Here is a 23,826-nt window from a genome sequence, read left to right as displayed (position 1 = left end):
CCGGCCATAGCATGTTAAGCGGGAAACTACTCGAATTTCCCGCTTAACATAGATTTTTATTTAAAAACGATAGGAAAAATTCAGACTTAAAGTCCGCAGGTGACCCAGATTTACCCTATAGACAGAGTTGATATCGTTGTAGTTGTATTCGATAGAGGTATCAAAATCCTGGTTCCACATAAATCGGTAGCCAAGCCCTAAGTTCCAGAAAGAATCACTGCCACTGGCGTCTATCACATGGTAATAATGGCCGTCGTAATACCAGTCTTTTCCCTTGTCATAAACATCATACTGATGCCACTTATCTTTATGGTGATACCAATAACCATGCTTGCGAACATCATTCAGATCCACGTCGGCATAGTTCCAGCCCGCCATCCAATAGAGGCACTGAACATAGCAATTTAAGGTAAAATCCACCTTAAAATTCAGCCCGACCTGATTGATTCGCACATGGTTATCATTGAAGCGGGAAAATTGTAAATTTACCTGCCAAACACCCCCCGCGGGTGTCACCCCTACACTGACATAGCCAAAAAAATCCCGTTGATCATTGAGCTGCAACTCTCCAGAACCCAATCCCAGCGTGGTAATAAGCCGATATTCACCCGACTCAATACCATCGAAAGGATTATTCCACTCCTTCGCAGCGACTGTTGACGATAACAGCAGAGCCAGGATACATAACACTGTCTTCATTCAATCCATCCTTGTAGCTCGATACCTATTCGTTCACCAAACCTATTTATCTTTTTACCTTTATGGCGCTATCAGGATTATTTGGTAGAAAAAATAGGCCATGCACAACCATTCCAATTTGTGCAGCAAGACAATCCTATACACTCTCAACATCAATAATGGCCCAGATACCGCCGGCAAAAGCGGGGTTATCACGCAAATCATCCACCTCCTGAGGTTGAGGCATTGGTTTCCCGGCTATACGTAACTCCTCCAGGCGCTGAAATATAGTTTCCGCCATTTTTTGCAGGGCGCCATCCAAGGTTTCGGCATAGCAATGACAATGCGGCAGGTCCGGTGCTATGGCACCAAAGCCGGCGTATTCGATGTTGTGAAGCACAACCGGATAGCGCATTGGAAAATTCTCTTATACATTGGCTTTCCAAAGCGTAGACGGGTTTCAATACTGCGAAGGAAATATGGCAAGTAAAATCAATTATTTCCCCAATGCAATTAATCCTGCGCAACGATTCTTACTACCCAGAGAAAATATAAAGAGAAAACCATTCATACTCGGATTAATTTTCTGGATTTAAATTGAAATATATTTCGGGAAATTGCACGTTTTCCTGAAATACGTATTAGAGGAATGGATAAAAGACAACTGCGATCGAAAGATATAAAAACTTTATGTTAGGAGATTGACAGGAAGGTTAGCGCGGCATTCTTCCGAGAAGCGCCCGGCGGGAAAAGATCATGCCTCTAGCGTGCGCCGCAGGGATTGTTGGTTTTCCGATTCGGAATCTGTCAAAGCTTCTTGTTGCCGCTGTAACCAGGCAATTTCCTGCTCCAGCTCTCTGCGCAAACAGCGAATTTCACTGGGATCGAGCGCTTTGCTACTCACCTGGAGAGGCATGGTCCGGCCTTTTAAGCTGGTGAAAAAGTTGTTTAGAAAATAAAGGAAGAGAATAATTTTCGCCCCCACCGAAGTGAGGGCGAGGCAAGCTTAGTTTACAGGGGACTCTGCAATGAGCAAATCCTGCCAGTCGTAAGATGCATCACCGATTACATAGAAAAATGGATTCAGCAATGAGTCTTTACGGTTGTAACGCAATAGCTTGAAGGTATCGTCCACCACGATGCCACCAGCCGCCTCAACCACCGCCTGGGCCGCCGCTGTATCCCACTCACAAGTGGGCGCGAGTCGCGGGTAGAGATCAGCATTCCCCTCAGCCACCAGACACAGTTTGAGAGAGCTACCCATATTTTTACAGGCCACCGCACCAAGCCTGGATTCAATACGCTCTACCAATTGATCCACGGCACCGGCACCATGACTGCGGCTGGCAACCAATTCAACTGCTTCGCCTGCCTCCAAACGCGGCTTCAGTGGGCGCACGCGTATTTCGGTATCCCCAGATTCGGTGCGTTTAAAGGCACCATCGCCCTTGCCACCGGCATAGGTAATATCCAATACCGGCACATGTACCACCCCCAACACGGGCTCGCCATTCTCAATAAGAGCCACATTTACCGTGAATTCGCCGTTGCGGCGGATAAATTCCTTGGTGCCATCCAGCGGGTCCACTATCCAGTAACGCTGCCATTGGCTGCGCTCGGCAAATGACGGCATTTCCTGCTCTTCGGATAATACCGGCACTCCTTCAATCAATCGCGCCAGAGCCGGCGCCAAGATTTTGTGGGCCGCCAGGTCGGCAGCAGTCACCGGCGAATCATCCGCTTTAGTATCCACTTCCAGCTCAGCGCTGCTGTGGTAAACCTCCAGAATTGCCTCGCTGGCGTTTTTGCAGATAGCAATCACCTGCTCCAATAATGCCTTATTCATTAAAACTCCCTTATTTTCAGCTGGTGAGTATAAGGCTTCACGCGGAAAAGAGGTCTTTTACAGACAGATAACGCTCACCGCTGTCATAACTGAAAATCAGCACACGGCTGCCTGGGGCGAATTCGCCCTCGCGTTTTTTCAATGCCGCCAAGCTGGCACCGGAGGAAATGCCCACAAAAATTCCCTCCTTCAAAGCGCACCTGCGCGCCATCTCGAAACTGTCTTCCCCACTCACCAAAATAGTGCCGTCGAGCATCTTGGTATTGAGCACTTCAGGAATAAACCCAGCCCCAATCCCCTGCAGTCGGTGCAGGCCTTTATCGCCACCGCTGATCACTGGAGAATTTTCTGGCTCGACAGCAAAGACCTGCAATTTGGGGAAGGACTCCTTAAGCACTTCACCGCAACCGGTAATATGGCCTCCGGTGCCGACACCGGTAATCAAATAATCGAGTCCCTCGGGGAAATCTGCGAGGATCTCTCTGGCGGTGGTCTCGCGATGCACCTGGACATTGGCGCGGTTGCAGAACTGCTGTGGCATCCAGCTATTTTCATGCTGTTTCAGCAGTTCCTCGGCCTTGGCAATTGCACCGCCCATGCCCTGCTCCTTAGGGGTAAGCACTAACTCTGCACCCATGGCTTTCATTACTTGGCGGCGCTCCATCGACATGGATTCCGGCATAGTGAGAATCAGGCGATAGCCCTTCACCACCGCTACCATGGCCAGACCAATGCCGGTGTTACCGGAGGTGGGTTCGATAATCACACCACCGGGCTGCAAAGCACCGCGGCGCTCGGCATCCTCAATCATCGCCAGGGCAATACGGTCCTTGATACTGCTGCCCGGGTTAAAGCGCTCCACTTTCATCCACACCTCGATATCCGGGCGGAACAGGTGGTTGATGCGCACATGGGGGGTATTGCCGATGGTTTCCAGAATATTGGCTGCCTTCATCGATGAAGCTCTCCGTTATTGACTCTCCCGGCAGACAGCAGCCTGCCGACAAATAATTTCCTGTGCGCAGATAGTAACCCAGATGTGCACTGCCCCAAGAGACCCACAAGAAAATCCAAGTAACACAACATGCGCGTAAACCTCCCTGCAAATAGTCGCCGTCATCAACAGGGGCTGGTTTTCGGAGCTTGTTTCACGCAGATCTGTGAATTTATGGCGACCCGGTTGGTGGCAACACTTCTTTGTGCCACATTTATTGGCTGGCCTCATACCAATAACCATAAAAACCAGTATTAAAGGTGCAGCTATGAATCCGAATATGACCTCCGATGCCCGTGGTGCAAACCACACAAGTCTATTTATGCCCACCGCATTTTTTTTCTTTGCCGCTGTTTTTATGCTGCTCGATGGTTTGGCGATTCAAGGGCTGTGGATGGCTTCGCTGAAAGCACTGCCAATCGCCATACTTGCCCTGATGGCCATGCGCCATCTAAAGGGGCTCAGCCGCAGCCTGACACTGGCGGCCCTGGCTTTTTCCGCACTCGGCGATGTGCTATTGGAAATGACATTTGCCCAGCAGTTTATCTTCGGCCTGGGCGCCTTTCTGGTGGCACAACTCCTTTACGCCGCAAATTTCCTACGCTTTGCCGACTTCCGCAATCGCCGCAGCCTAATACGTATCCTACCGGTGATTCTGGCCGCGGTGGGACTGGCCCGTTGGATACTTCCCGCGGCGGGAGAGCTGGCACCAGCGGTGCTTTTATATCTGCTGGCCATTGTCGCCATGGCGCTTGGCGCCGGGGCTCACCGGGGCAATTCCGGGCTGCTATTCGCCGGCGCACTCACTTTCATGCTGTCCGATACGTTGATCGCCGTTAACAAATTTATTGCACCGCTACCCTTGGCCGATACGGCAATTATGCTCACCTATTACGGCGCTCAGATTGTCATCCTGTACGGCATACGCCGCTCCCAGGCATAATGCCAACCTTCATACTGGGGATATGTTGGGAGAACTACACTTTGGCTTCCCACCCCACCACTGAGAGGTAGACAGGCCCCATGCTCGACTGGCGAAGTATCGACACCGTGCTGCTGGATATGGACGGCACCCTGCTGGATTTGCACTACGACAACCACTTCTGGCTCGACCACCTGCCCAAACGCTACGCCGAGGTCCACGGCCTCGACCCCGAGCGGGCCCAGGTGGAACTGCAGCGGGAAATTGATGCGCGCCGCGGCACCCTGGAGTGGTACTGCCTGGATTTTTGGGCGGAAACCCTGAGGCTGGATATTCTCGCGATACTGCGCGAGATCGAGGAGCGCATTGCCCTGCGCCCCCACACCGAAGCCTTCCTGCAGGGGCTGCAGGAGCTGCGCAAGCCCACTTACCTGGTCACCAATGCACACCGCCACGGACTCGATCACAAGCTGCAAATCACCGGCCTCGAACACTGGTTTGACGACATCATCTCCTCCCATGATTATGGACACGCCAAAGAAAGTGGAAGCTTCTGGCATGCCCTGCGCGAGGAAGTGGCTTTCGATCCCGGGCGCACCCTGTTTGTGGACGACAACCAGAGTGTACTGGCCGCCGCACAGGATTACGGCATCGCCCACCTGCTGTGTATCCGCCAGCCGGACAGCCGCGGCCCCAAACGGGAGATCAGCGACTTCCCGGCGATTCACCACTTCGATGAAATTATGTCGCTGCAACACAGCAGCAAAACGCAGCAGCAATAAGCCCGTATAACCCGGGCCCAAGTTTATATTGATCAACAGGATTCGATGGAAAAAGTACGTATCGACAAGTGGCTCTGGGCCGCACGCTTCTTCAAGACCCGTAGCATCGCCAAACAGGCTATTGAAGGCGGTAAGGTGCACGCCGATGGACACAGGGTCAAAGCCAGTAAGGACCTCACCATTGGCGCGCTCTTGAGTATCCGCCAGGGCTGGGACCTGATTGAAGTGGAGGTTATCGACCTCTCTGACCAGCGCCGCGGCGCCGAGGTCGCCCGCACCCTCTACCGCGAGACCGAGGACAGCATTGCCCGACGCGAAAAGGAGCGCAGTGAGCGCCAGGCGGCCAATGCCGGAATCCAGCGCGAGCGTCCCAATAAAAAACAACGCCGCCAGATTCACCGCTTCCTGCGAGAACAGGAGTAGCGGCAAATGACAAAATTGGTGAAATTTCCGCCATTTTTATCTATAGCTGCTAAACTGCCCCCACTTAACCCGATAGAAAACAGCCACGATGAAACGACTGATCGCCATCTCTTTGCTGCTTTTGCTCGGAGTGCAGACGGCCCTTGCCGATAGCCGTGAACACGAGCAACTCAAGCGTTCGATTATCAAGATTTACACCACAGCCGCTGCTCCGGATTACTTCAATCCCTGGGCACTGCTGAACCCCAAGCAGCTATCCGGCTCCGGTGCGGTAATCCGCAACAAGCAGATACTCACCAATGCCCATGTGGTAGCCAATGGCAGCTTTATTCAGGTTCAGCGCCATGGCGATGCCAAGAAATTCCGCGCCCGCGTAAAGTTTATTTCTCACGATGCGGATCTGGCCCTGCTCACCGTGGACGACGACAACTTTTTCAATGACACCCGCCCCCTAACGCTGGGCAAACTGCCAGACCTACAGGAAGAGGTCACCGTGTATGGCTACCCCATCGGCGGCAAGTCCCTGTCGATTACCCGCGGCGTGCTGTCCAGGGTGGAACATCAGTACTACGCCCACGCCGAGAGCTTCCTGATGGCCGGCCAAATCGATGCGGCCATCAACCCCGGCAATAGCGGCGGCCCGGTGATCTCCGGCGGGCGTATTGTCGGTGTGGCCATGCAGACCAACCAGAGTGCCGAAAACCTCGGTTACTTCGTTCCTCCCAGCGTAATCGCCCACGTACTTGAAGACTCCGAAGACGGGGAGCACCAGGGCTTCCCCGAGCTGGGCGTGGTCACCCAGAGCCTGGAGAGCCCCTCCATGAAGAAGGCGGCCGGCCTCGATGAGGACCAAGACGGCGCCATGATCGTCAAGGTCTTTAGTGACTCCCCCGCCGCTGAGATTTTCCAGCCCGGCGACGTACTGCTCGAAGTGGATGGCTTCGAGGTCGCCGCCGATCGCACCGTAGAGTGGCGCGAGAACCAGCGCACCAATTACCACTACGCTGTAGACCGCCACCATGTCGGCGACAAACTGCCGGTCCGTTTCTCCCGCAACGGGGAAGAGCAGACCGCGCAAGTGGCCTTAGCGGCCGCACCGCCCTCGCGCGCCCTGGTGGTGGGTGAACAGTTCGACCGACAACCGCGCTACTACATCTATGGCGGCGTGGTCTTCGTGCCCCTGAACATGAACCTGATCAAGCGCTGGGGCAAGAGCTGGCACTCCAAAGCGCCAATCGATTATCTCTATGCGCGCAACCAGTGGGGCGAAGAGAGCCGACGCGAACTGGTGGTCGCCCTCAAGGTGCTGCCCGCCAACGTTAACCTGGGTTACCACGACTGGAAGAACTGGATTATCGATTCGGTGAATGGCCACAATGTCGCGGACTTCGATGAGTTTGCGCAGCTGATGGAAACCAACAAAGAAAACTTTGTGGAGCTGCGCGACCGCTCCGGCTACCGCATGGTGCTGGATCACGCCGAAGCCCAGGAGCAGGAACCGCTGATTCTGCAGACTTACCATATACCCCAGCGCCACTCGCAGGGGCTGTTCAGCAGACTGGCCAATAAAGAGGAGTAAGGCCCGCAGTATGGGCTAGGGAGAAGCCGTGAAACAACTGAGAGGAATCCTATTCGGCAGCCTGCTAGTGGCTGCCAGCACCAGTGCCGGTGAACTCTACCGCTGGGTCGATGCCGATGGGCGGGTACACTTCAGTGATCGCCCACCTGCAGAGGTCAAGGCCCAGGATATCTCCGGGCAACTGGGCCCGATCAATGCCGCTGAGGCCACCAGGAAACGACCGAGCCTGACCACCTCCGGAACCACCAGCGCAGATCGCGAATTCCAACAGCGCCAGCAAAAGGAACAACGTGCGCAGCAGCAGGAACAGCAGCGCATTTGCAGCAATGCTCGCCAGCGCCTGCGCTCGATCAACGGGCGCGTGGCCTTTATCGACAAGAATGGCAAGGAGGTACGCTATTCAGAGCGCGAGCGCCAGCAGATGGCCAAGAAGCTCAAGCAGGAGATCGCCCGCCGCTGCGGCTGAGGCGCACCCCATCCCCAACGCCGGCATCCACTTGCCGGCGCCATAATTGTCCGGGCCGGCTACCATTTAGACATATCCACCTCTAAAATCCCGCGGTTTTAATACCGAGGCACTCGATCTATGTCCGATCAGCTGGAACGCTTTATCTTTTCCCAACACGATATTCGCGGGCAGATGGTGACCCTCACCGATGCCTACCGCGAAGTGCTTAAGCACAACCCACTGCCGACTCCGGTAGCGCATCTGCTGGGAGAGTTTCTCGCAGCCGCCTGCCTGCTCTCCACTACCCTGAAGTTCGAGGGCATATTGAGCCTGCAGGCCCGCGGTGAGGGCGATGTGCCGATGATTATGGCCGAGTGCACCCACCACAGCGATCTGCGCGGCATAGCCCGTATCGCCGAAGGTACACAGATCAGTGAGGACGCCAGTCTGATGGACATGATCGGCCCCCGCGGCGTCATCGCCATCACCCTGGAACCCAAGCGCGGAGAGCGCTACCAAGGGGTGGTGCCTCTGGAGAAGGACAACCTGGCCGGGTGCCTGGAGGATTACTTTGCCCAATCGGAACAGCTGGAAACACGCTTCTGGCTGGAGTGCGATGGCAGCAACGTGGGCGGCATAATGCTGCAGGTATTACCCGGCAATAATGCCGCCAGTGCCGAAGAGAATAACGACGCCTGGGAAACCGCTCTGCACTTAGCAAACACCGTGACCGCCCAGGAACTGTACCATGTACCCCACGATGAGCTGATTCACCGCCTGTTCCACCAGTTGAAACCGGCCACCCTGGGCACCGACAGTATCCGCTTCAAGTGCAGCTGCTCGCGGGAGCGCAGCGCGCGTGCCCTGGTTTCCCTCGGCGCCGAGGACGTGTACCGATTATTGGAAGAGCAGAACGGTGAAATTGTCAGCGATTGCCAGTTCTGTAACGCGCAGTACCGCTTTGATCGGGAGCAGGTCGAATCCCTGCTCAATGCCCCGCCCCATACCCTGCACTAGAGAAATCGTCGCCGGTGAGGAGCTCTCTCCGCCGCCGGTGACACCCTCTTTTTCGCACAAAAATTCATAAAATCTATAGGGTAAAAATACTACATAGATTACATGAATTTAAAACGCTCTAATTTGCAATGACAGCGCTGTCAAAGCGCAAAAAGTGATCGTGTTTGCTATCCGCTTATTTTGAATTTTGCCATAATGCGCCCCCCTAATTTTGCCTGGCTGTCTAATACTTGGGCGGCCCTAATTTTTTTACTATCCAACATTCACGGGTAATCGACGAATGGCACAGATCGACGACACCGCGCTGGTTTATAAGAACCTTTCACCAGCACAATTGGTAGAGCAGGCTCTTACGCGCGGCGAGGGCAAACTTTCCGACACCGGCGCGCTGGTCACTGAAACTGGTGCCCGCACCGGCCGCTCCCCGGCGGACCGCTTTGTTGTGGAAGAACCCTCCACCGCCGACAGTATCGCCTGGGGCAATGTGAACCGCCCCTTCCCGCAGGACAAGTTCGATGCCCTGTGGGACCGCGTAGAAGCGTTTGTCGCCGGCGCCGACAGCTTTGTACAGCAGCTGCACGTTGGCCAGGACGAAGATCACTACCTGCCGGTTGTCGTAACCACCCAGACCGCTTGGCACAACCTGTTCGGCCGCAACATGTTTATCCGCGCCGAGAAGTACAACCCCAAGGGCAAGGAAGAGTGGCGCATCCTGCACGCGCCTAACTTTGTGTGTGAGCCTGAGCGCGACGGCACCAATTCCGAAGGCTGCGTTATCATCAACTTCGGCCAGCGCCGTGTGCTGCTGGCGGGTATGCGCTACGCCGGTGAGATGAAGAAGGCCATGTTCTCCGTGCAGAACTTCCTGCTGCCGGAAAAAGACGTTATGCCCATGCACTGTGCCGCCAACGTTGGCGAAGACGGCGATACCTGCCTGTTCTTCGGCCTGTCCGGCACCGGCAAGACCACCCTGTCCGCAGACCCCGAGCGCTACCTGATCGGCGACGACGAGCACGGCTGGACCAAGGGTGCAGTATTCAATATGGAAGGTGGCTGCTACGCCAAGACCATCGACCTGAGCCAAAAGAATGAACCGGTAATCTGGGACGCTATCCGTTTCGGCGCTATCGTCGAGAACGTAGTGACCAACGAAAACGGCACCGCCGACTACTGTGACACCAGTCTCACCGAGAACGGCCGCTGCTCCTACCCGCTGGAGCATGTTGAAATGCGCCAGCTGGAGAACCGCGCCGGCGAGCCGAAGAACGTTATCTTCCTTACCTGCGATGTGTCCGGCGTACTGCCTCCGGTATCCATCCTCTCCAAAGAGGCTGCGGCATACCACTTCCTGTCCGGTTACACCGCGCGCGTCGGCTCTACCGAGCTGGGTGCAGAGGCCGGTATTCACCCGACTTTCTCCACCTGCTTCGGCGCTCCGTTTATGCCCCGTGCCCCCCGTGAGTACGCGGACCTGCTGATGAAGCGTATTGAGGACTTCGGCTCCAAGGTATACCTGGTGAACACCGGTTGGACCGGCGGCTCTGGCGACAACGGCAAGCGTTTCCCGATCCCGGTTACCCGCGCTGTGGTAGCCGCTATCCAGAGCGGCGCCTTAGAAGGCGCTGCCACCGAGCACCTGGAAACCCTGAACCTGGATATTCCTCTGGAAGTACCGGGCGTCGACAAGGCCTACCTGAACCCGCGCGAAGCCTGGGAAGACAAGGCCGCCTATGACGACCAGGCCGGTAAGCTGGCCAAGCTGTTCGCCGAAAACATTGAAAAGTTCAATGTCAGCGATGAAGTGAAAAGTGCCGGCCCCAAGGCCTAATGCCTTTTAAGTAGCCTTCTTTAGAAGCACAAAAAAGCCCCGCTGCCGCAAGGTAGCGGGGCTTTTTTATTTGCCTTTTCTTAAGCGGAGCGGCATTTAAGCAGCGTGTCGATTTTTGCGGCTATAGTGTTTAAAGAAGCGCCGACGAAATAGACGTCCGTGCGCAGACTTACACGTCTCAGGCCAAATTTCGGAGCTGTAGCCGCACCCCATGTCTGAAGGCAATTCCTTTACTCGCTTCAGGACACTCTACCCCCACCAGCCTCCCGGCCGGCGCACCAACTTTGTTGTGGTGGCCAGCCTGACCCTGCTACTTGCTGGCGTGCTAGCGGCCCTCTGGTTGTGGCTGTGGTTCAAGTCGCAGGAAAAACCCTATGTGGAAACTCGCGGCTATCGCATCGCCAGCGAAGAGAGTTTTGAGAGTTTTTTGCGCAGTAACGACAACCGTGCACGGGTGCAGGCACTCAGTGACTACCTGCAGAGCCAGGGAATAGGCGAAGTCACTGCGGTAAGTGATCTTTTGCGCCAAGGTAGCGAATGGCTGGAAATTGAGAAGCCCCCCTTCTCTCTCCCCCCGCAAGATCAGTGGCCCAAAATAGTCGCCACCCTAAAGCTACTGCAGGAGCAGATTGTGCCTCTGATCGGCCCGGTCGCGGTGGTCACCGGGTTCCGCAATGACAGCTATAACCGCGAGCTGGAGCACACTGATAAATCCCGTCACCGGGCATTCTGCGCCCTCGACCTGATTCCAATATCCCATATCAGCCACGGTGAACTTGTGGAAGAGCTGCAAGCCCTGCACGCGCGCCTGGGACCAGAAAGCAATTTCGGCCTGGGTCTCGGTGGAGGACTGCTCTTTCATATCGATACCTGTGGCTATCGCTCATGGCAACTGGTGGATTGAAGCATGGCTATACAAGACAACAGTAATCGTCAATCAGGCATCTCTCGAACCCGGCGCCGCTGGCTACTCCTTCTCGGTGGGCTGCTGCTTATCGCCATTATGATTGCGCTGCTATTCACTTCGGAGAAAACGCGCGATTTGGGCGAGCGAATCCTCAGTCCCATTGAATTACTGCCACTACCGGGAACCCCAGAGGTTTACGATATCCAGGGATACCCTGCAGCCTCAGAGCGGGTCTTCAGCCGCTTTCTCAAGCAGAAGGAAAACCAGGCTCTATTTGCCAAGCTAAAGAATTACCTGCACATCAATCGGGTGGACCAAGTGGTAGCCCCCTTTGAACTCCTGCGCCAGGGCAGCGACTGGCGAGATCTGGATGAACCTGCCTTCGCTATTCCACCGGTGGAAAACTGGGGATTAATGATTTACACCCTGAGGGTGCTGCAACGGGAAATAGTGCCACGCATCGGCCCCGTTACCGTAGTCTCCGGCTGGCGTACCACCAGCTACAACAGCAAGGCCGGCGGTTCCAAAGGCAGTAAGCATTTGCGCTTTTGCGGCCTGGATATAGTGCCGCAGAAAAAATTCACCCGCGAGCAATTAGTTCCTGTCCTGAGAGATATCCACAAACACAAAGGCAAGCAATGGAATATGGGGCTGGGCATTTATAAAGGTATTCGCTTTCATGTAGACACCTGTGGTTACAGGCGCTGGTAAATCCCCCTTGCTTCTGCTTAGATAGATCGCAAATTAGGCGCCCGATACCACAGGGCTTTGCAGAAGTAGAGGAAGTTCCAGTGCAGGAAAAATTAGAAAGGCGCTCATTTATTCTTTCGCTGATCTTGGTGTCAGTGGCTTTTATGGTGCTGATTAAGCCCTTCTTCACACCAATTTTTTGGGCTTGTGCTATCGCCCTGATTTTTTATCCCGTGTACCGCCTATTAATGCAGCGCTTTCCCAGTTCTCCCAATTCCATGGCGCTGCTGACCCTTTTTATGTGCATCGTGTTATTGGTGATACCAGTATTGGTGGTGGCCACCTCCTTTATCAATGAAGCGGTAACGCTTTATCAGAAGGTGCAGGAGGGACAAATCGATGTATCTAAATCCCTAGAACAGGTACGCAGCGCCTTTCCACGCGTCAACGATTTCCTTGAGGGTATCGGTGTAGATATCGACGAGGCCAAGAAACGTTTACTTGGCGGGGTAATGAATGCTGGCAGTTTTATTGCAAAAAACGCAATAGAAGTGGGGCAGAACACTGTCAATTTTTTTGTCATGCTCGGCCTGATGCTCTACCTCACTTTCTTTTTAATTCGCGATGGGGAGAGACTGGTCAACTTGATTATTCACGCACTGCCACTTGGTGATGAGCGTGAGCACCTGCTACTGGCTAAGTTTGCCGAAGTCACCCGAGCCACTATTAAAGGCAACCTGGTAGTCGCAATTACCCAGGGTAGCCTGGGTGGCATTATTTTCTGGGTACTCGATTTGCCCGCCCCCCTGTTGTGGGGTGTGTTGATGACCCTATTATCATTACTGCCCGCCGTTGGTGCGGCACTGATCTGGTTTCCTGCGGCGATCTATCTGTATGGGGTTGGCGAGCCGGTCAAGGCCACCATACTACTAGCCTACGGATTTACCGTAATCAGCCTGGTGGACAACTTGCTGCGCCCCATTTTGGTAGGGCGGGATACCAAGCTGCCGGATTACCTGGTGCTGTTTTCCACCGTGGGCGGCCTGATACTGTTTGGCATCAGTGGCTTCGCCATGGGCCCCCTGCTAGCCGCATTGTTCCTCGCTTTCTGGGAAATCTTTATGCGGGAGTTTGTCCACCCGGAAGATATGCTGATGCCACCGAAACCCGAAGGCAACGATATGCTGATGCAGCCAAAGAAAGATAGCGAGTAATTTGAGATCACTTTCTTTTTTTACGCTATTTAACCGCGCTGTCGAAACCTGAACTCGGTTTACTGCAGCGCTTTCGAACATTACTTGAGCTGACTCAAAGTGTGAGCACTGGTTAGTCATATTTGGTAAAGATAGAAAATGCGGCAGGTCTTAGCCATATAAGCGTCATATACTGATGTGAGGCACACAATGGCAATAGATTAGACGCCACTTTTGCCAGAGCGGATGTCCCTATGAAATATTGGTTAACCCTGATTCTCGCCACCATGCTCAGCTTGCCGCTGATGGCACTGGAAGTCGGGCAAAAAGCGCCCGACTTCACCTTGCGGGGCACAGATGGAAAGACGCACTCGCTGAAAGACTATGTGGGCAAGACCGCGGTGGTTATCGCCTGGTATCCCAGGGCTTTTACCAAAAACTGCACAATAGAGTGCAAATCCCTGGCTAAAAACGGTGACCAAATCCGGGCCTTTAACGTCACCTACTTTATGGCCAGCACCGATAAGCTCGACGAAAATGTCCGATTCTCTGAATACAATTCCGCCGACTTCCCCCTGCTCAGCGACCCCACGGGAGAGGTTGCGAAAGCCTACGGTGTACTCATTCCTATTATCAAACTCGCCCGGCGCGTCACTATTTATATCGGCAAGGATGGGAATATTCTAAAAATCGATAAAGATATCAATCCCGCCACCAGCGCAGAGGATATCGCCAGTAATCTGGCCAAACTTGGCGTGGAGAAAACGGAAAATGCGGAGAGGGTAAAGCAGTGATCCGCATGTGAGCCCGGTCACCCCTGAACCGGATTCATAAGCAGGTTACAATACTTCGCTCAGTCACTAATAAAAGAAATGCCGAAGCAGCACTGCTGCCCTTCAAAATCATCGAGCCACTTGCAAACGCTCAAGTTAGCCCTGCCCTCAGAGGATTTATCGATAAATTCATGAGAATAGATGGGATCTCCTGAGGCGAAGACCTTTAAGTCATCATCTCGCAATTCCACAGCGTTATCCGACCAGGGCAGCTGGGCATCGGTCTTGCCTTCCACTTCCTCACCGGCCAATTCACAAATTTTGCGATTTCCCCAGAGATATTTTCCCTGCCGGTCTTTTACCCAAAACAGGAATGGCACTTTTTCAACAACAGAAAGCTCTTCGATTTTCACAAAAACTCTCCCTTATCGTTTCAGTAATAAGAGCTACAAATTCACGCTAATGAGAATTTTAGGTGCTGAAAAGAATATTTCCTTTTTTGGCTTCTCTATTTTTTTGCCGATTAAAAGCTCGAAATTACTCTCCGTTCATCCCCAATTCCTTCAACTTCCTCGTCAGGGTATTGCGTCCCCAGCCAAGCAGATCCGCAGCATCGCGCTTGCGCCCGGCTGTGTGTTTTAACGCGATTTCTATCAAAGCTTTTTCGAAGGCGGGTACGGCTTCGCTGAGAATTTCCTTGCGTCCGGCGCTGAGCGCTTGATCGGCCCAGATGCGCAGGGCTTTTTGCCAGTCCAGCGGTGCTTCGGTCTCATTGCTCTGCTGGTGCAATTCTTGCGGTAGGTCTTCGATATGCACTTCGCGGCCAGAGGCCATCACGGTAATCCAGCGACAGGTGTTTTCCAGCTGGCGTACATTGCCGGGCCAATCGAGGCCGGAGAGATATTCCTCGGCATCTTTACTCAGAATTTTTGGCTCTACACCGAGGTCTGCGGCGGCGGCATTGAAGAAGTGGCGCACCAGCCGCGGAATATCCTCGCGCCTGTCCGCCAGGCGCGGGATGTGAATTCGAATCACATTCAGGCGGTGGAATAAGTCCTCCCGGAATTTATGCTCGCGCACCAACTCCTCCAGGTTCTGGTGGGTGGCGGCAATGATACGCACATCCACTTTTACCGGAGTATGTCCACCAACCCGATAAAACTCCCCATCCGCCAGAACACGCAGCAGCCGGGTCTGGGTCTCCGCCGGCATATCGCCAATTTCATCTAAAAACAGAGTGCCGCTGTTGGCCTGTTCGAAGCGACCCGCCCGCTGAGCGCTGGCGCCGGTAAAGGCACCCTTCTCGTGTCCGAATAGCTCCGACTCCATCAGGTCTTTGGGAATCGCGGCCATATTGAGGGCAATAAACGGCTTGTTACGGCGCGGGCTGTGGTTGTGCAGGGCCTGAGCCACCAGCTCCTTACCGGTTCCCGATTCGCCATTAATCAGCACGGTGATATTGGAATGAGACAGTCGTCCAATAGCGCGAAATACTTCCTGCATGGCCGGCGCTTCGCCGATGATTTCTTTGTTACCGGTGCCATTATCCGGCTCAGCCCGTTCTTCCTGGACCTGCTCCTTGGCGTGCGCCAGTGCGCGCCGTGTGACTGCTACGGCCTCGTCAATATCGAAGGGTTTGGGTAAATATTCGAAGGCCCCACCCTGGTAAGCGGCAACCGCACTGTCGAGATCGGAGTGCGCGGTCATAATAATGATTGGCAGGCCCGGACGCTCCGCCTGAAATCTTTCCAACAATTTAAAACCATCGGAACCGGGCATGCGAATATCGCTGATCACTACATCCGGGGAGTCGCTGTAAAAATCATCCAGGGCGCGATCGCCGCTCTCGTAGCACTGAGTCTCAATCCCCTCTCGCGACAGTGCTCGCTCCAGTACCCAGCGGATTGATCGGTCATCGTCAATAATCCAAACGCGATTGCCCATTCTCTAGGTTCCTGTATTGGCTGATTCGGTAACAAGTGGCAGGTAAATCTGGAAGACACTGCGACCCGGTCGGCTGTCGCATTTAATTAGACCACGGTGCTGGTTGATAATATTTTGCGAGATAGACAACCCCAGTCCCGAGCCCTCGGCACGACCGGAAATCATCGGGAAAAAAATGCGCTCGCGGATCTCCTCGGCAATGCCAGGGCCGTTGTCTTCAATTTCGATACGGCAAACCAGCGGGCAGTGGCGTCGACCAATGGTGAACTGGCGCTGCACGCGCGTGCGCAACACGATTTCCCCACTGGCGAGGCCGATACTCTCATCAATGGCTTGCATGGCATTGCGGGCGATATTCAACAGGGCCTGGATCAACTGCTCTGGGTCCGCCGGCACGTCGGGAATCGAGGGATCGTAATCCCGGCGAATCTGCAGCTGCCCGCCGCATTCGGCCTCGACCAGTTGTGCCACCCGCTCAAGTATCTCGTGCACATTGCTGGGCACCAGTTGTACTGGCTGGCGGGGCCCCAGTAGTCGATCGACCAGATTTCGCAGGCGATCCACCTCTTCGATGATGATCTGGGTGTACTCTTCGAGGGAGGCGTCAGGCAGTTCGCGCTGCAGTAACTGTGCGGCACCGCGAATCCCGCCGAGGGGATTTTTCACCTCGTGGGCCATGCCTCGCACCAGGTTGCGTGCGGTTTCCTGAGTGCTGAGCAGTGCGTCCTCACGGGCAATGCGCAGCAGGCGATCCATCGGCTGCACCTCCACCAACAACACCCCCAGCTCCGGCACAGGGCTCACGGAGTAATCCACGGTCCGCGTTTTCAGGTTATGCAGGCGCCAGCGGGCGCGACGCACGGTGAACTTTTCCCCGGTGAGGAGCGCGTTGTGCAGCGCCTTTTCTGCGGCGGCGGATTCCCGCACTACCTCCTGCAGTGGCATACCCTCGACCCGCGCACTGGAGGCAGCCAACAGATCCTCAGCGGCATTATTTAGGTAGCAAAGCAATAACTGGTCATCCAGTACCAGTACCGCTGAAGTAAGACTGTCTAAAAGCTGACGCAGCTGGCGATCATTAAGCATTCAATCGTTTCCGCTTTCTAACGGGCCCGGGCACTCTCCTGCGTCCGGCGCGATAACCCCTTGTCTCTAGCCAGTGCAAAAAGCAAACCAAAATGGCGCACAGAATTATCGGGGGGCGCGTCCAGAGGCCCCAGGGCTCTCCCCAACCTCCAAGCGTGCACGACCATGAGACTGATTTAGCCGCCGCAGGCACAGGCAAAACTGCGGGGGGCAAAATCGTGTGCGCACCATATTAGTGCGTAGAGCAAAATTTAACCAGGCGGATCTGGGGTGGAAGCCACCGCCGCAAAAAAAGTTATTTGCAGTGGCGGCATGTAAGGGAGCCGCTTAAGGAGCGGCTAAGGCAGTGGATCAGGGAGTGGGCTGAGCCTGGGGAATACCCGGTCCCAGCGGAGCTTTGGGAGCTTGCGGTGCACGCGGCGCCGGGTTATCTGGCAGCTTGCCGCCAGGGCGTTTCACATAGAGCGTAATCACCTGGGATTTGGCCAGTACCTGGCCATTGGCATCGGTAAGTACCGCCTGCACGGTGTGGGTACCCCGCTCGAGCAGGGAGATATCCAGGCCCGCTCCCGAGGAGCGACCACTCCAGGGCTTGCCATCCACCACCGCAAAGAAACTCGCCCCTTCCGGGTACACCGGCTGCACATCCACCTGCAGCGGGATAAAACGCTGCCCAGGTGGGATGGTGGCGTCATTTAAGGGGCTCACTATCTGTATAGAAAAGGGGCCAGAGTAACCGTCCTTGGCCTTGTCACTTTCATCTTTTGGCGACAGCTTGCGGGTCGGCAGGGTGCGCGGCAGAGCGATTGGCTGCACATTAATCGGGGCCAACTCTACCTTTTGCGCCTGCCCATTGGGGGGCGGCGTATCGCTGAACGTCACCTGGCCATCGGGGCCGACAACCTTGTAAATGGTACTAGAGGTGGTTTCGCCATCGGTGCCGGCGAGGGCCAGCAGGGGAACGGCAAGAAAAAGTGCCTGCAACAGTTTTAAATATCCCATAGCTCAATCAGCCGCGAAGCGGTACTCCTTGTGCTTGCCTACAAACGGGCTCCAATCTGCAGAGGGGCAGGCTTTCTAATCCACGAACGCTGTATCGGCCACAGACGGCAAAAGTAACCCCCTCAACCGACAGTGTACCCCCAAAAAAAAAGCCCGCACCAGAGCGGGGCGGGCTTTTCGAGAACGGCTCGGCGGCATCGGCGTGATACCGCTCGCCATTACACGGAGTAGTACATATCGAACTCGACCGGGTGAGTGGTCATGTTCAGGCGCTCAACCTCGGCGCGCTTCAGGTCGATGTAGGCATCGATGGCGTCGTCGGTGAATACACCACCTTCGGTGAGGAAGGCGCGATCCTGATCCAGTGCGTCCAGGGCACCTTCCAGGCTGGCGGCAACAGTCGGGTACTCGGCCAGCTCTTCCGGCGGCAGGTCGTACAGGTCCTTGTCGGCAGCGTCGCCGGGGTGGATCTTGTTATTGATACCGTCTAGGCCCGCCATCAGCAGCGCTGCGAACGCCAGGTATGGGTTTGCGGTCGGATCCGGGAAACGGGTCTCGATACGCTTGCCCTTCGGCGAAGTCACATACGGGATACGGATGGAAGCGGAGCGGTTGCGCGCGGAGTAGGCCAGGATAACCGGGGCTTCGAAGCCAGGTACCAGGCGCTTGTAGGAGTTAGTGGATGCGTTACAGATCGCATTCAGGGCGCGCGCGTGCTTCACGATACCGCCGATGTAGTAAAGGGCAGTCTCGGACAAGCCCGCGTAGGCATCGCCGGCAAACTGGTTGACGCCGTCCTTGGTGAAGGACTGGTGAACGTGCATACCGGAACCGTTATCGCCTACCAGCGGCTTGGGCATAAAGGTCGCGGTCTTGCCGTAGGCGTGCGCTACATTGTGCACGGCGTACTTGAGAATCTGTACTTCGTCCGCTTTCTTGGTCAGGGTGTTGGCGGCAACGCCGATCTCACACTGGCCGGCAGTGCCCACTTCGTGGTGGTGCACTTCAACGCGCAGGCCCATTTGCTCCATGGCGGAACACATGGCGGCACGCACGTCGTGCAGGGAGTCAACCGGAGGCACCGGGAAGTAACCACCTTTCACACCGGGGCGGTGACCGATATTGCCCTCGGCAAAGCTGTGGCCGGAAGACCAAGCTGCCTCTTCGGAGTTGATCTTGTAGAAGGCGCCACCCATTTCGGCACCCCAGGTGATGTCGTCGAATACGAAGAACTCGGGCTCGGGACCGAACAGTGCGGTATCGCCCAGGCCGGTGGACTTCAGGTACTCTTCGGCGCGCAGCGCGATGGAACGCGGGTCACGCTCATAGCCCTGACCGGTGATCGGGTCGACGATGTTACAGCGAATAATGACGGTGCTTTCGTCGGTGAAGGGGTCGAGGAAAGCGGTCTCGTCATCCGGCATCAGGATCATGTCGGACTCGTTGATGCCTTTCCAGCCAGCGATAGAGGAGCCATCGAACATCTTGCCCTCTTCGAAGAACTCGTCGTCAATCTCCGACACGGGCACAGATACGTGCTGTTCTTTACCCTTGGTGTCGGTGAAGCGCAGGTCTATCCACTTAGCCTCACTCTCATTAATCAAACCGAGCGTTTTCGCTGACATTGCTGTCCTCCAGGTCTTAAAAAGTATTTGGTCGCTATGCCTTTGCTGCCGGCATTCGCTCTTTACCTGGCGTGAAATAAAGCAAAGAGTGTGCCAAATTAGGGCAGTGGCGTCACAGCCGCGACTGGTGCCGGTGCGGGCCCCAGCACTGGGCCGACTGGGGCAGGATAGATGTATTGTGGCCGTGCAGCCACAGCTAAATGCACCAATTTGGCACATTTGCTCTCCTGTTCGCGCAGAAACAGTGCACAACCAACTTGCCTCCGGCTAGTTTATAATGCCGCACCTTCTATCAACATGCGGTACCCCACGGATTCCCATGCACTTTGTCGTCAAGTTTTTTCCCGAGATCACCATCAAGAGCAACCCGGTGCGCAAACGTATGTCGCGCCAGCTCAAGGACAACCTACAGCGCCTGCTGCGCCAGCTGGACGACCGAATCCAGGTGCGCAAAGACTGGGAAAAGATCGATGTGATCGCCCCGGACGCCGTGGCCCACCTTGGCAGCCGCATCGAAGAGCTGCTCTCTCACACCCCCGGCATCGCCAACTTCTCCCGCGTGCGCCAGTTCCCCCTGGGCGACCTGCACGATATGTACGAGAAGACCCTGTCGGTGTGGGGCCCCGCCCTCAAGGACAAGACCTTCTGTGTGCGGGTAAAGCGCACCGGCGACCACGACTTCAAATCTCTCGATGTGGAGCAGTACGTGGGCGGCGGCCTTAATAAAAATACCGAAGCGGCCGGGGTGAAACTGAAAAACCCGGACATCACAGTCAAGCTGGAGATCCGCCACGACAAGCTCAACGTGGTCGAGGAACAGCATGCCGGCCTCGGCGGCTTCCCCCTGGGTACCCAGGACCCGGTGCTGTCGCTGGTTTCCGGTGGTTTCGATTCCACTGTGGCCAGCTACCTGACCATGAAGCGCGGAATCCGCACCCACTTCCTGTTCTTCAATCTGGGCGGACGCCAGCACGAGCTGGGCGTTAAGGAAGTGGCCTACTACCTGTGGAACAAATACGGCGCCTCCCACCGGGTGCGCTTCGTCACAGTGCCCTTCGACGAAGTAGTAGCGGAAATCCTCGAGCGTGTGGACGACTCCCATATGGGCGTGATTCTCAAGCGTATGATGCTGCGCGCCGCGGACGTTATCGCGAAAGAGCTGGAAGTGGATGCGGTCGTAACCGGTGAGGCCATCGCCCAGGTTTCCAGCCAGACCCTGAAAAACCTGTCCGTGATCGATAGCGTCACCAACACCCTGGTACTGCGCCCGCTGATCACCAGCGATAAGACCGATATCATCCGCACCTCACGGGAGATCGGCACCGAGGAATTCGCCGCAAATATGCCCGAATACTGCGGGGTAATTTCGGTGAAACCCACCACCCGCGCCAAAATTGAGAAAGTGGAATCCGAGGAGAACCGCTTCGACTTCACCATCCTCGACCGCGCCATTGGCAACCGTTCGATTCAGAATATCGACGAGGTGATCGAAGAGGTGGACGGCGAGACGCCGGAAGTGGAAATCCGCGAGGAGGCCGGCAACGCGGTAGTCATCGATATCCGCCACCCGGATGAAGAAGAGATGGACCCGTTGGAGCTAAAGGGCGTCGAAGTAGAGACGATCCCCTTCTATCGCCTCAATAACGGCTTTGCCAAGCTGGATCAGGAGCGCGAGTACCTACTCTACTGTGCCCGCGGCGTGATGAGCCGCCTGCATGCCTCCCACCTGCTGGACGAAGGCTTCCGCAATGTAGGCGTGCTGCGCCCACAGATCCCGCACCGCCCCGACGGTATCAAGAAGTAGCAGTCATTGCCTGGCGCGGGCAGAGCTGTCGCCCGCGCCCTTCTCGCTTTCTTCTCGCGTTCTTCACCAGGTCGCCATTCTGCACACGACCGGTGATTTTTTACTCAAAATCACTCCCAATTGTCATGCGGCCCCCCTATAATCGCCGCCTTTGGCCGGAATGCTGCTGTAGAAACCCCGCAGGCCCCCGCCCCGATTTACCAAGATTTAACGCCCAGAGGCCCCCAGTGATAGAGAATCTGCGCAATATTGCGATTATTGCCCACGTAGACCACGGCAAAACCACCCTGGTGGACAAGCTGCTGTCCCAGTCCGGCACACTCGACCGCCGCGACGAAGGCGCCGAGCGGGTCATGGACTCCAATGACCAGGAGAGAGAGCGCGGCATTACCATCCTCGCCAAGAACACCGCCATTCGCTGGAACGACTACCGCATCAATATCGTCGACACCCCAGGGCACGCCGACTTCGGCGGCGAGGTAGAGCGCGTACTGTCCATGGTCGACTCCGTATTGCTGCTGGTAGACGCGGTGGACGGCCCTATGCCGCAGACCCGCTTCGTTACCCAAAAGGCGTTTGAGCAGGGCCTCAACCCCATCGTGGTGATCAACAAGATCGACCGCCCCGGCGCTCGCCCCGACTGGGTAATGGACCAGGTCTTCGACCTGTTCGACAGCCTCGGCGCCACCGATGAGCAGCTGGACTTCCCGGTTGTCTACGCCTCCGCCCTGAACGGCATCGCCGGCCTCGACGATACCGAATTGGCCGACGACATGACCCCACTGTTCCAGATGATCGTGGACAAGGTAGAGCCGCCCAAGGTAGATCCGAAAGGCGCTTTCCAGATGCAAATTTCCGCCCTGGATTACTCCAGCTATGTGGGCGTTATCGGCGTTGGCCGTATTACCCGCGGTACCCTGACCCCCAACCAGCAGGTGGTAGTACTGGATCGCGAAGGCAAATCCCGCAAAGCCAAGGTTCTGCAGGTGATGGGTTACCTGGGCCTTGAACGCACCGAGGTGGAGCAGGCCAGCGCCGGCGATATCGTCTGTATTACCGGTGTGGGCGAACTGAATATCTCCGATACCCTGTGCGACCCGGATACCCCTGAAGCCCTGCCCGCCCTGAGCGTGGACGAGCCCACCGTGAGCATGACCTTCCAGGTCAACGACTCGCCTTTTGCCGGCCAGGACGGCAAGTTCGTCACCTCGCGCAATATCAAGGAGCGCCTTGATCAGGAGCTGATCCACAACGTGGCCCTGCGTGTGGAACAAGGTGATTCCCCGGACAAATTCCGCGTTTCCGGCCGCGGTGAGCTGCACTTGTCGGTACTGATCGAAACCATGCGTCGCGAAGGCTTTGAGCTGGGTGTTTCCCGCCCGGAAGTGGTGCAGAAGGAAGTGGACGGCGAGATCCAGGAGCCCTACGAAGAGGTGGTGATCGACGTTGAAGACCAGCACCAGGGCCCGATTATGGAAGAGCTGGGTCTGCGTAAGGCCGAATTGACCAATATGGAGCCGGACGGCAAAGGCCGCGTGCGCCTGACCTTTATCGTGCCCTCCCGCGGCATGATCGGTTTCCGCAACCAGTTCCTGACCCTGACCAGCGGCTCCGGCATCATGACCAGTATCTTCGACCACTACGGCCCGGTAAAACAGGGTGAAGTGGCCAAGCGCATCAACGGCGTGCTGGTATCCATGGTAAATGGCAAGACTCTGGCCTATGCATTGTTCGCCCTGCAAGACCGCGGACGCCTGTTCCTCGGCCACGGCGAAGATATCTACGAAGGCCAGGTGATTGGTATCCACTCCCGCGGCAACGACCTGGTAGTAAACCCTACTAAGGGCAAGCAGCTCACCAATATCCGTGCCGCCGGTACCGACGAAGCCCTGACCCTCACTCCGCCCATCCGCCACACCCTGGAGCAGGCGCTGGAGTTTATCGAAGAGGACGAGCTGGTTGAGGTGACTCCCAACCATATCCGCATACGCAAAAAAATCCTGCAGGAAAATATGCGTAAGCGCACGAAGAAATAATTAAAATTTTCTTCAGCAAAAAAGGGCCCTTTCGGGCCCTTTTTTGTTTTTACTTTTGGCGACAGACTGCATTTAAAATTTAAGCAAGTTGAAAAAATGCTTTATTCGGGCAAATAGCGTTTATCGCCATTTATTTTTTGAAAGCGCTGACAGCCACACATAGAAAGCTGCCTCTAGGTATCACCTGGGCCAATACTATTTTTATTTTTTTGGCCCATATCATAAAAATTAATTCTTAAATATATCCAA

General features: G+C 55.5%; 23 protein-coding genes. 13 read left to right on the top strand and 10 right to left on the bottom strand.

The genetic code is table 11. From position 1 onward, the window contains the following. Positions 1-60: 60 nt before the first annotated feature. The 5 genes from ACXAFI_RS00205 to cysK all read right to left on the bottom strand — a co-directional run bounded on the left by ACXAFI_RS00205 (position 61) and on the right by cysK (position 3,479). Positions 61-699 carry an outer membrane beta-barrel protein gene (locus ACXAFI_RS00205; protein WP_444920369.1) on the bottom strand — a complete coding sequence of 213 codons (639 nt, stop codon included), beginning with the start codon at positions 697-699 and terminating at the stop codon, positions 61-63. Positions 700-835: 136 nt separating this feature from the next. Continuing rightward, positions 836-1,093: a type II toxin-antitoxin system HicB family antitoxin gene (locus ACXAFI_RS00200; RefSeq protein ID WP_152455569.1), complete on the bottom strand. Its 258-nt coding sequence runs from the start codon at positions 1,091-1,093 to the stop codon at positions 836-838. 339 nt (positions 1,094-1,432) lie between these two features. Beyond that, positions 1,433-1,594 (bottom strand): hypothetical protein, encoded by a 162-nt coding sequence (locus tag ACXAFI_RS00195; RefSeq protein ID WP_475107200.1) that lies wholly within the window; start codon positions 1,592-1,594, stop codon positions 1,433-1,435. Positions 1,595-1,684: 90 nt separating this feature from the next. Further along, complete coding sequence (gene cysQ, locus ACXAFI_RS00190) at positions 1,685-2,524, bottom strand: 3'(2'),5'-bisphosphate nucleotidase CysQ (RefSeq protein ID WP_475107199.1); 840 nt, start codon at positions 2,522-2,524, stop codon at positions 1,685-1,687. Positions 2,525-2,561: 37 nt separating this feature from the next. Continuing rightward, a complete protein-coding gene (gene cysK, locus ACXAFI_RS00185; protein ID WP_444920372.1) occupies positions 2,562-3,479 on the bottom strand; it encodes a cysteine synthase A in 918 nt (305 codons plus the stop codon). A gap of 307 nt (positions 3,480-3,786) precedes the next feature. Between cysK and ACXAFI_RS00180 the strand changes: the two genes are divergently transcribed. The 11 genes from ACXAFI_RS00180 to ACXAFI_RS00130 all read left to right on the top strand — a co-directional run bounded on the left by ACXAFI_RS00180 (position 3,787) and on the right by ACXAFI_RS00130 (position 14,101). Then, positions 3,787-4,461, top strand: coding sequence for a lysoplasmalogenase (locus tag ACXAFI_RS00180; protein ID WP_475107198.1), 675 nt, complete (start codon positions 3,787-3,789; stop codon positions 4,459-4,461). An 80-nt stretch (positions 4,462-4,541) separates the two neighbouring features. Beyond that, a complete protein-coding gene (gene yrfG / locus ACXAFI_RS00175; protein WP_475107197.1) occupies positions 4,542-5,222 on the top strand; it encodes a GMP/IMP nucleotidase in 681 nt (226 codons plus the stop codon). 45 nt (positions 5,223-5,267) lie between these two features. Beyond that, entirely contained in the window at positions 5,268-5,645 is a 378-nt protein-coding gene (locus ACXAFI_RS00170) for an RNA-binding S4 domain-containing protein (protein ID WP_475107196.1), read from the top strand. Positions 5,646-5,733: 88 nt separating this feature from the next. Next, complete coding sequence (locus tag ACXAFI_RS00165; protein WP_152455581.1) at positions 5,734-7,224, top strand: S1C family serine protease; 1,491 nt, start codon at positions 5,734-5,736, stop codon at positions 7,222-7,224. A 28-nt stretch (positions 7,225-7,252) separates the two neighbouring features. Further along, positions 7,253-7,690 carry a DUF4124 domain-containing protein gene (locus ACXAFI_RS00160; RefSeq protein ID WP_475107195.1) on the top strand — a complete coding sequence of 146 codons (438 nt, stop codon included), beginning with the start codon at positions 7,253-7,255 and terminating at the stop codon, positions 7,688-7,690. Between the two features lie 120 nt (positions 7,691-7,810). Further along, entirely contained in the window at positions 7,811-8,689 is an 879-nt protein-coding gene (gene hslO, locus ACXAFI_RS00155; protein ID WP_475107194.1) for an Hsp33 family molecular chaperone HslO, read from the top strand. Positions 8,690-8,969: 280 nt separating this feature from the next. Then, positions 8,970-10,517 (top strand): phosphoenolpyruvate carboxykinase, encoded by a 1,548-nt coding sequence (locus tag ACXAFI_RS00150; protein ID WP_475107193.1) that lies wholly within the window; start codon positions 8,970-8,972, stop codon positions 10,515-10,517. Between the two features lie 211 nt (positions 10,518-10,728). Next, a complete protein-coding gene (locus ACXAFI_RS00145; protein ID WP_475107192.1) occupies positions 10,729-11,421 on the top strand; it encodes a hypothetical protein in 693 nt (230 codons plus the stop codon). Positions 11,422-11,424: 3 nt separating this feature from the next. Next, positions 11,425-12,135, top strand: coding sequence for a D-Ala-D-Ala carboxypeptidase family metallohydrolase (locus ACXAFI_RS00140; protein ID WP_444920380.1), 711 nt, complete (start codon positions 11,425-11,427; stop codon positions 12,133-12,135). A gap of 80 nt (positions 12,136-12,215) precedes the next feature. Further along, positions 12,216-13,328: an AI-2E family transporter gene (locus ACXAFI_RS00135; RefSeq protein WP_152455593.1), complete on the top strand. Its 1,113-nt coding sequence runs from the start codon at positions 12,216-12,218 to the stop codon at positions 13,326-13,328. 233 nt (positions 13,329-13,561) lie between these two features. Continuing rightward, entirely contained in the window at positions 13,562-14,101 is a 540-nt protein-coding gene (locus ACXAFI_RS00130) for a peroxiredoxin (RefSeq protein ID WP_475107191.1), read from the top strand. A gap of 59 nt (positions 14,102-14,160) precedes the next feature. On the opposite strand, the gene ACXAFI_RS00125 is transcribed toward ACXAFI_RS00130, so the two are convergent. The 5 genes from ACXAFI_RS00125 to glnA all read right to left on the bottom strand — a co-directional run bounded on the left by ACXAFI_RS00125 (position 14,161) and on the right by glnA (position 19,737). Next, positions 14,161-14,493 (bottom strand): PAS domain-containing protein, encoded by a 333-nt coding sequence (locus ACXAFI_RS00125; RefSeq protein ID WP_444920382.1) that lies wholly within the window; start codon positions 14,491-14,493, stop codon positions 14,161-14,163. A gap of 124 nt (positions 14,494-14,617) precedes the next feature. Beyond that, positions 14,618-16,024, bottom strand: coding sequence for a nitrogen regulation protein NR(I) (gene ntrC / locus ACXAFI_RS00120; protein WP_475107190.1), 1,407 nt, complete (start codon positions 16,022-16,024; stop codon positions 14,618-14,620). 3 nt (positions 16,025-16,027) lie between these two features. After that, positions 16,028-17,110 carry a nitrogen regulation protein NR(II) gene (gene glnL, locus ACXAFI_RS00115; protein WP_475107189.1) on the bottom strand — a complete coding sequence of 361 codons (1,083 nt, stop codon included), beginning with the start codon at positions 17,108-17,110 and terminating at the stop codon, positions 16,028-16,030. Between the two features lie 351 nt (positions 17,111-17,461). After that, complete coding sequence (locus ACXAFI_RS00110) at positions 17,462-18,112, bottom strand: DUF4124 domain-containing protein (protein ID WP_475107188.1); 651 nt, start codon at positions 18,110-18,112, stop codon at positions 17,462-17,464. Positions 18,113-18,330: 218 nt separating this feature from the next. Continuing rightward, the gene (gene glnA, locus ACXAFI_RS00105; protein ID WP_152456470.1) at positions 18,331-19,737 is read right to left on the bottom strand and encodes a glutamate--ammonia ligase; all 1,407 of its coding nucleotides are present in this window, start codon (positions 19,735-19,737) and stop codon (positions 18,331-18,333) included. Positions 19,738-20,056: 319 nt separating this feature from the next. Here glnA and thiI point away from each other — a divergent pair, with 319 nt between their 5' ends. Together thiI and typA are read left to right on the top strand one after the other, a co-directional pair. Then, positions 20,057-21,541 (top strand): tRNA uracil 4-sulfurtransferase ThiI, encoded by a 1,485-nt coding sequence (gene thiI / locus ACXAFI_RS00100; RefSeq protein WP_475107187.1) that lies wholly within the window; start codon positions 20,057-20,059, stop codon positions 21,539-21,541. A 227-nt stretch (positions 21,542-21,768) separates the two neighbouring features. Beyond that, entirely contained in the window at positions 21,769-23,577 is a 1,809-nt protein-coding gene (gene typA / locus ACXAFI_RS00095) for a translational GTPase TypA (protein ID WP_444920390.1), read from the top strand. Positions 23,578-23,826: the final 249 nt, after the last annotated feature.

The sequence above is a fragment of the Microbulbifer sp. ABH2_005 genome, from assembly GCF_056160005.1.
The sequence above is the reverse complement of the archived record's forward strand: the minus strand, read 5'-3'. Positions and strand labels throughout refer to the sequence as shown.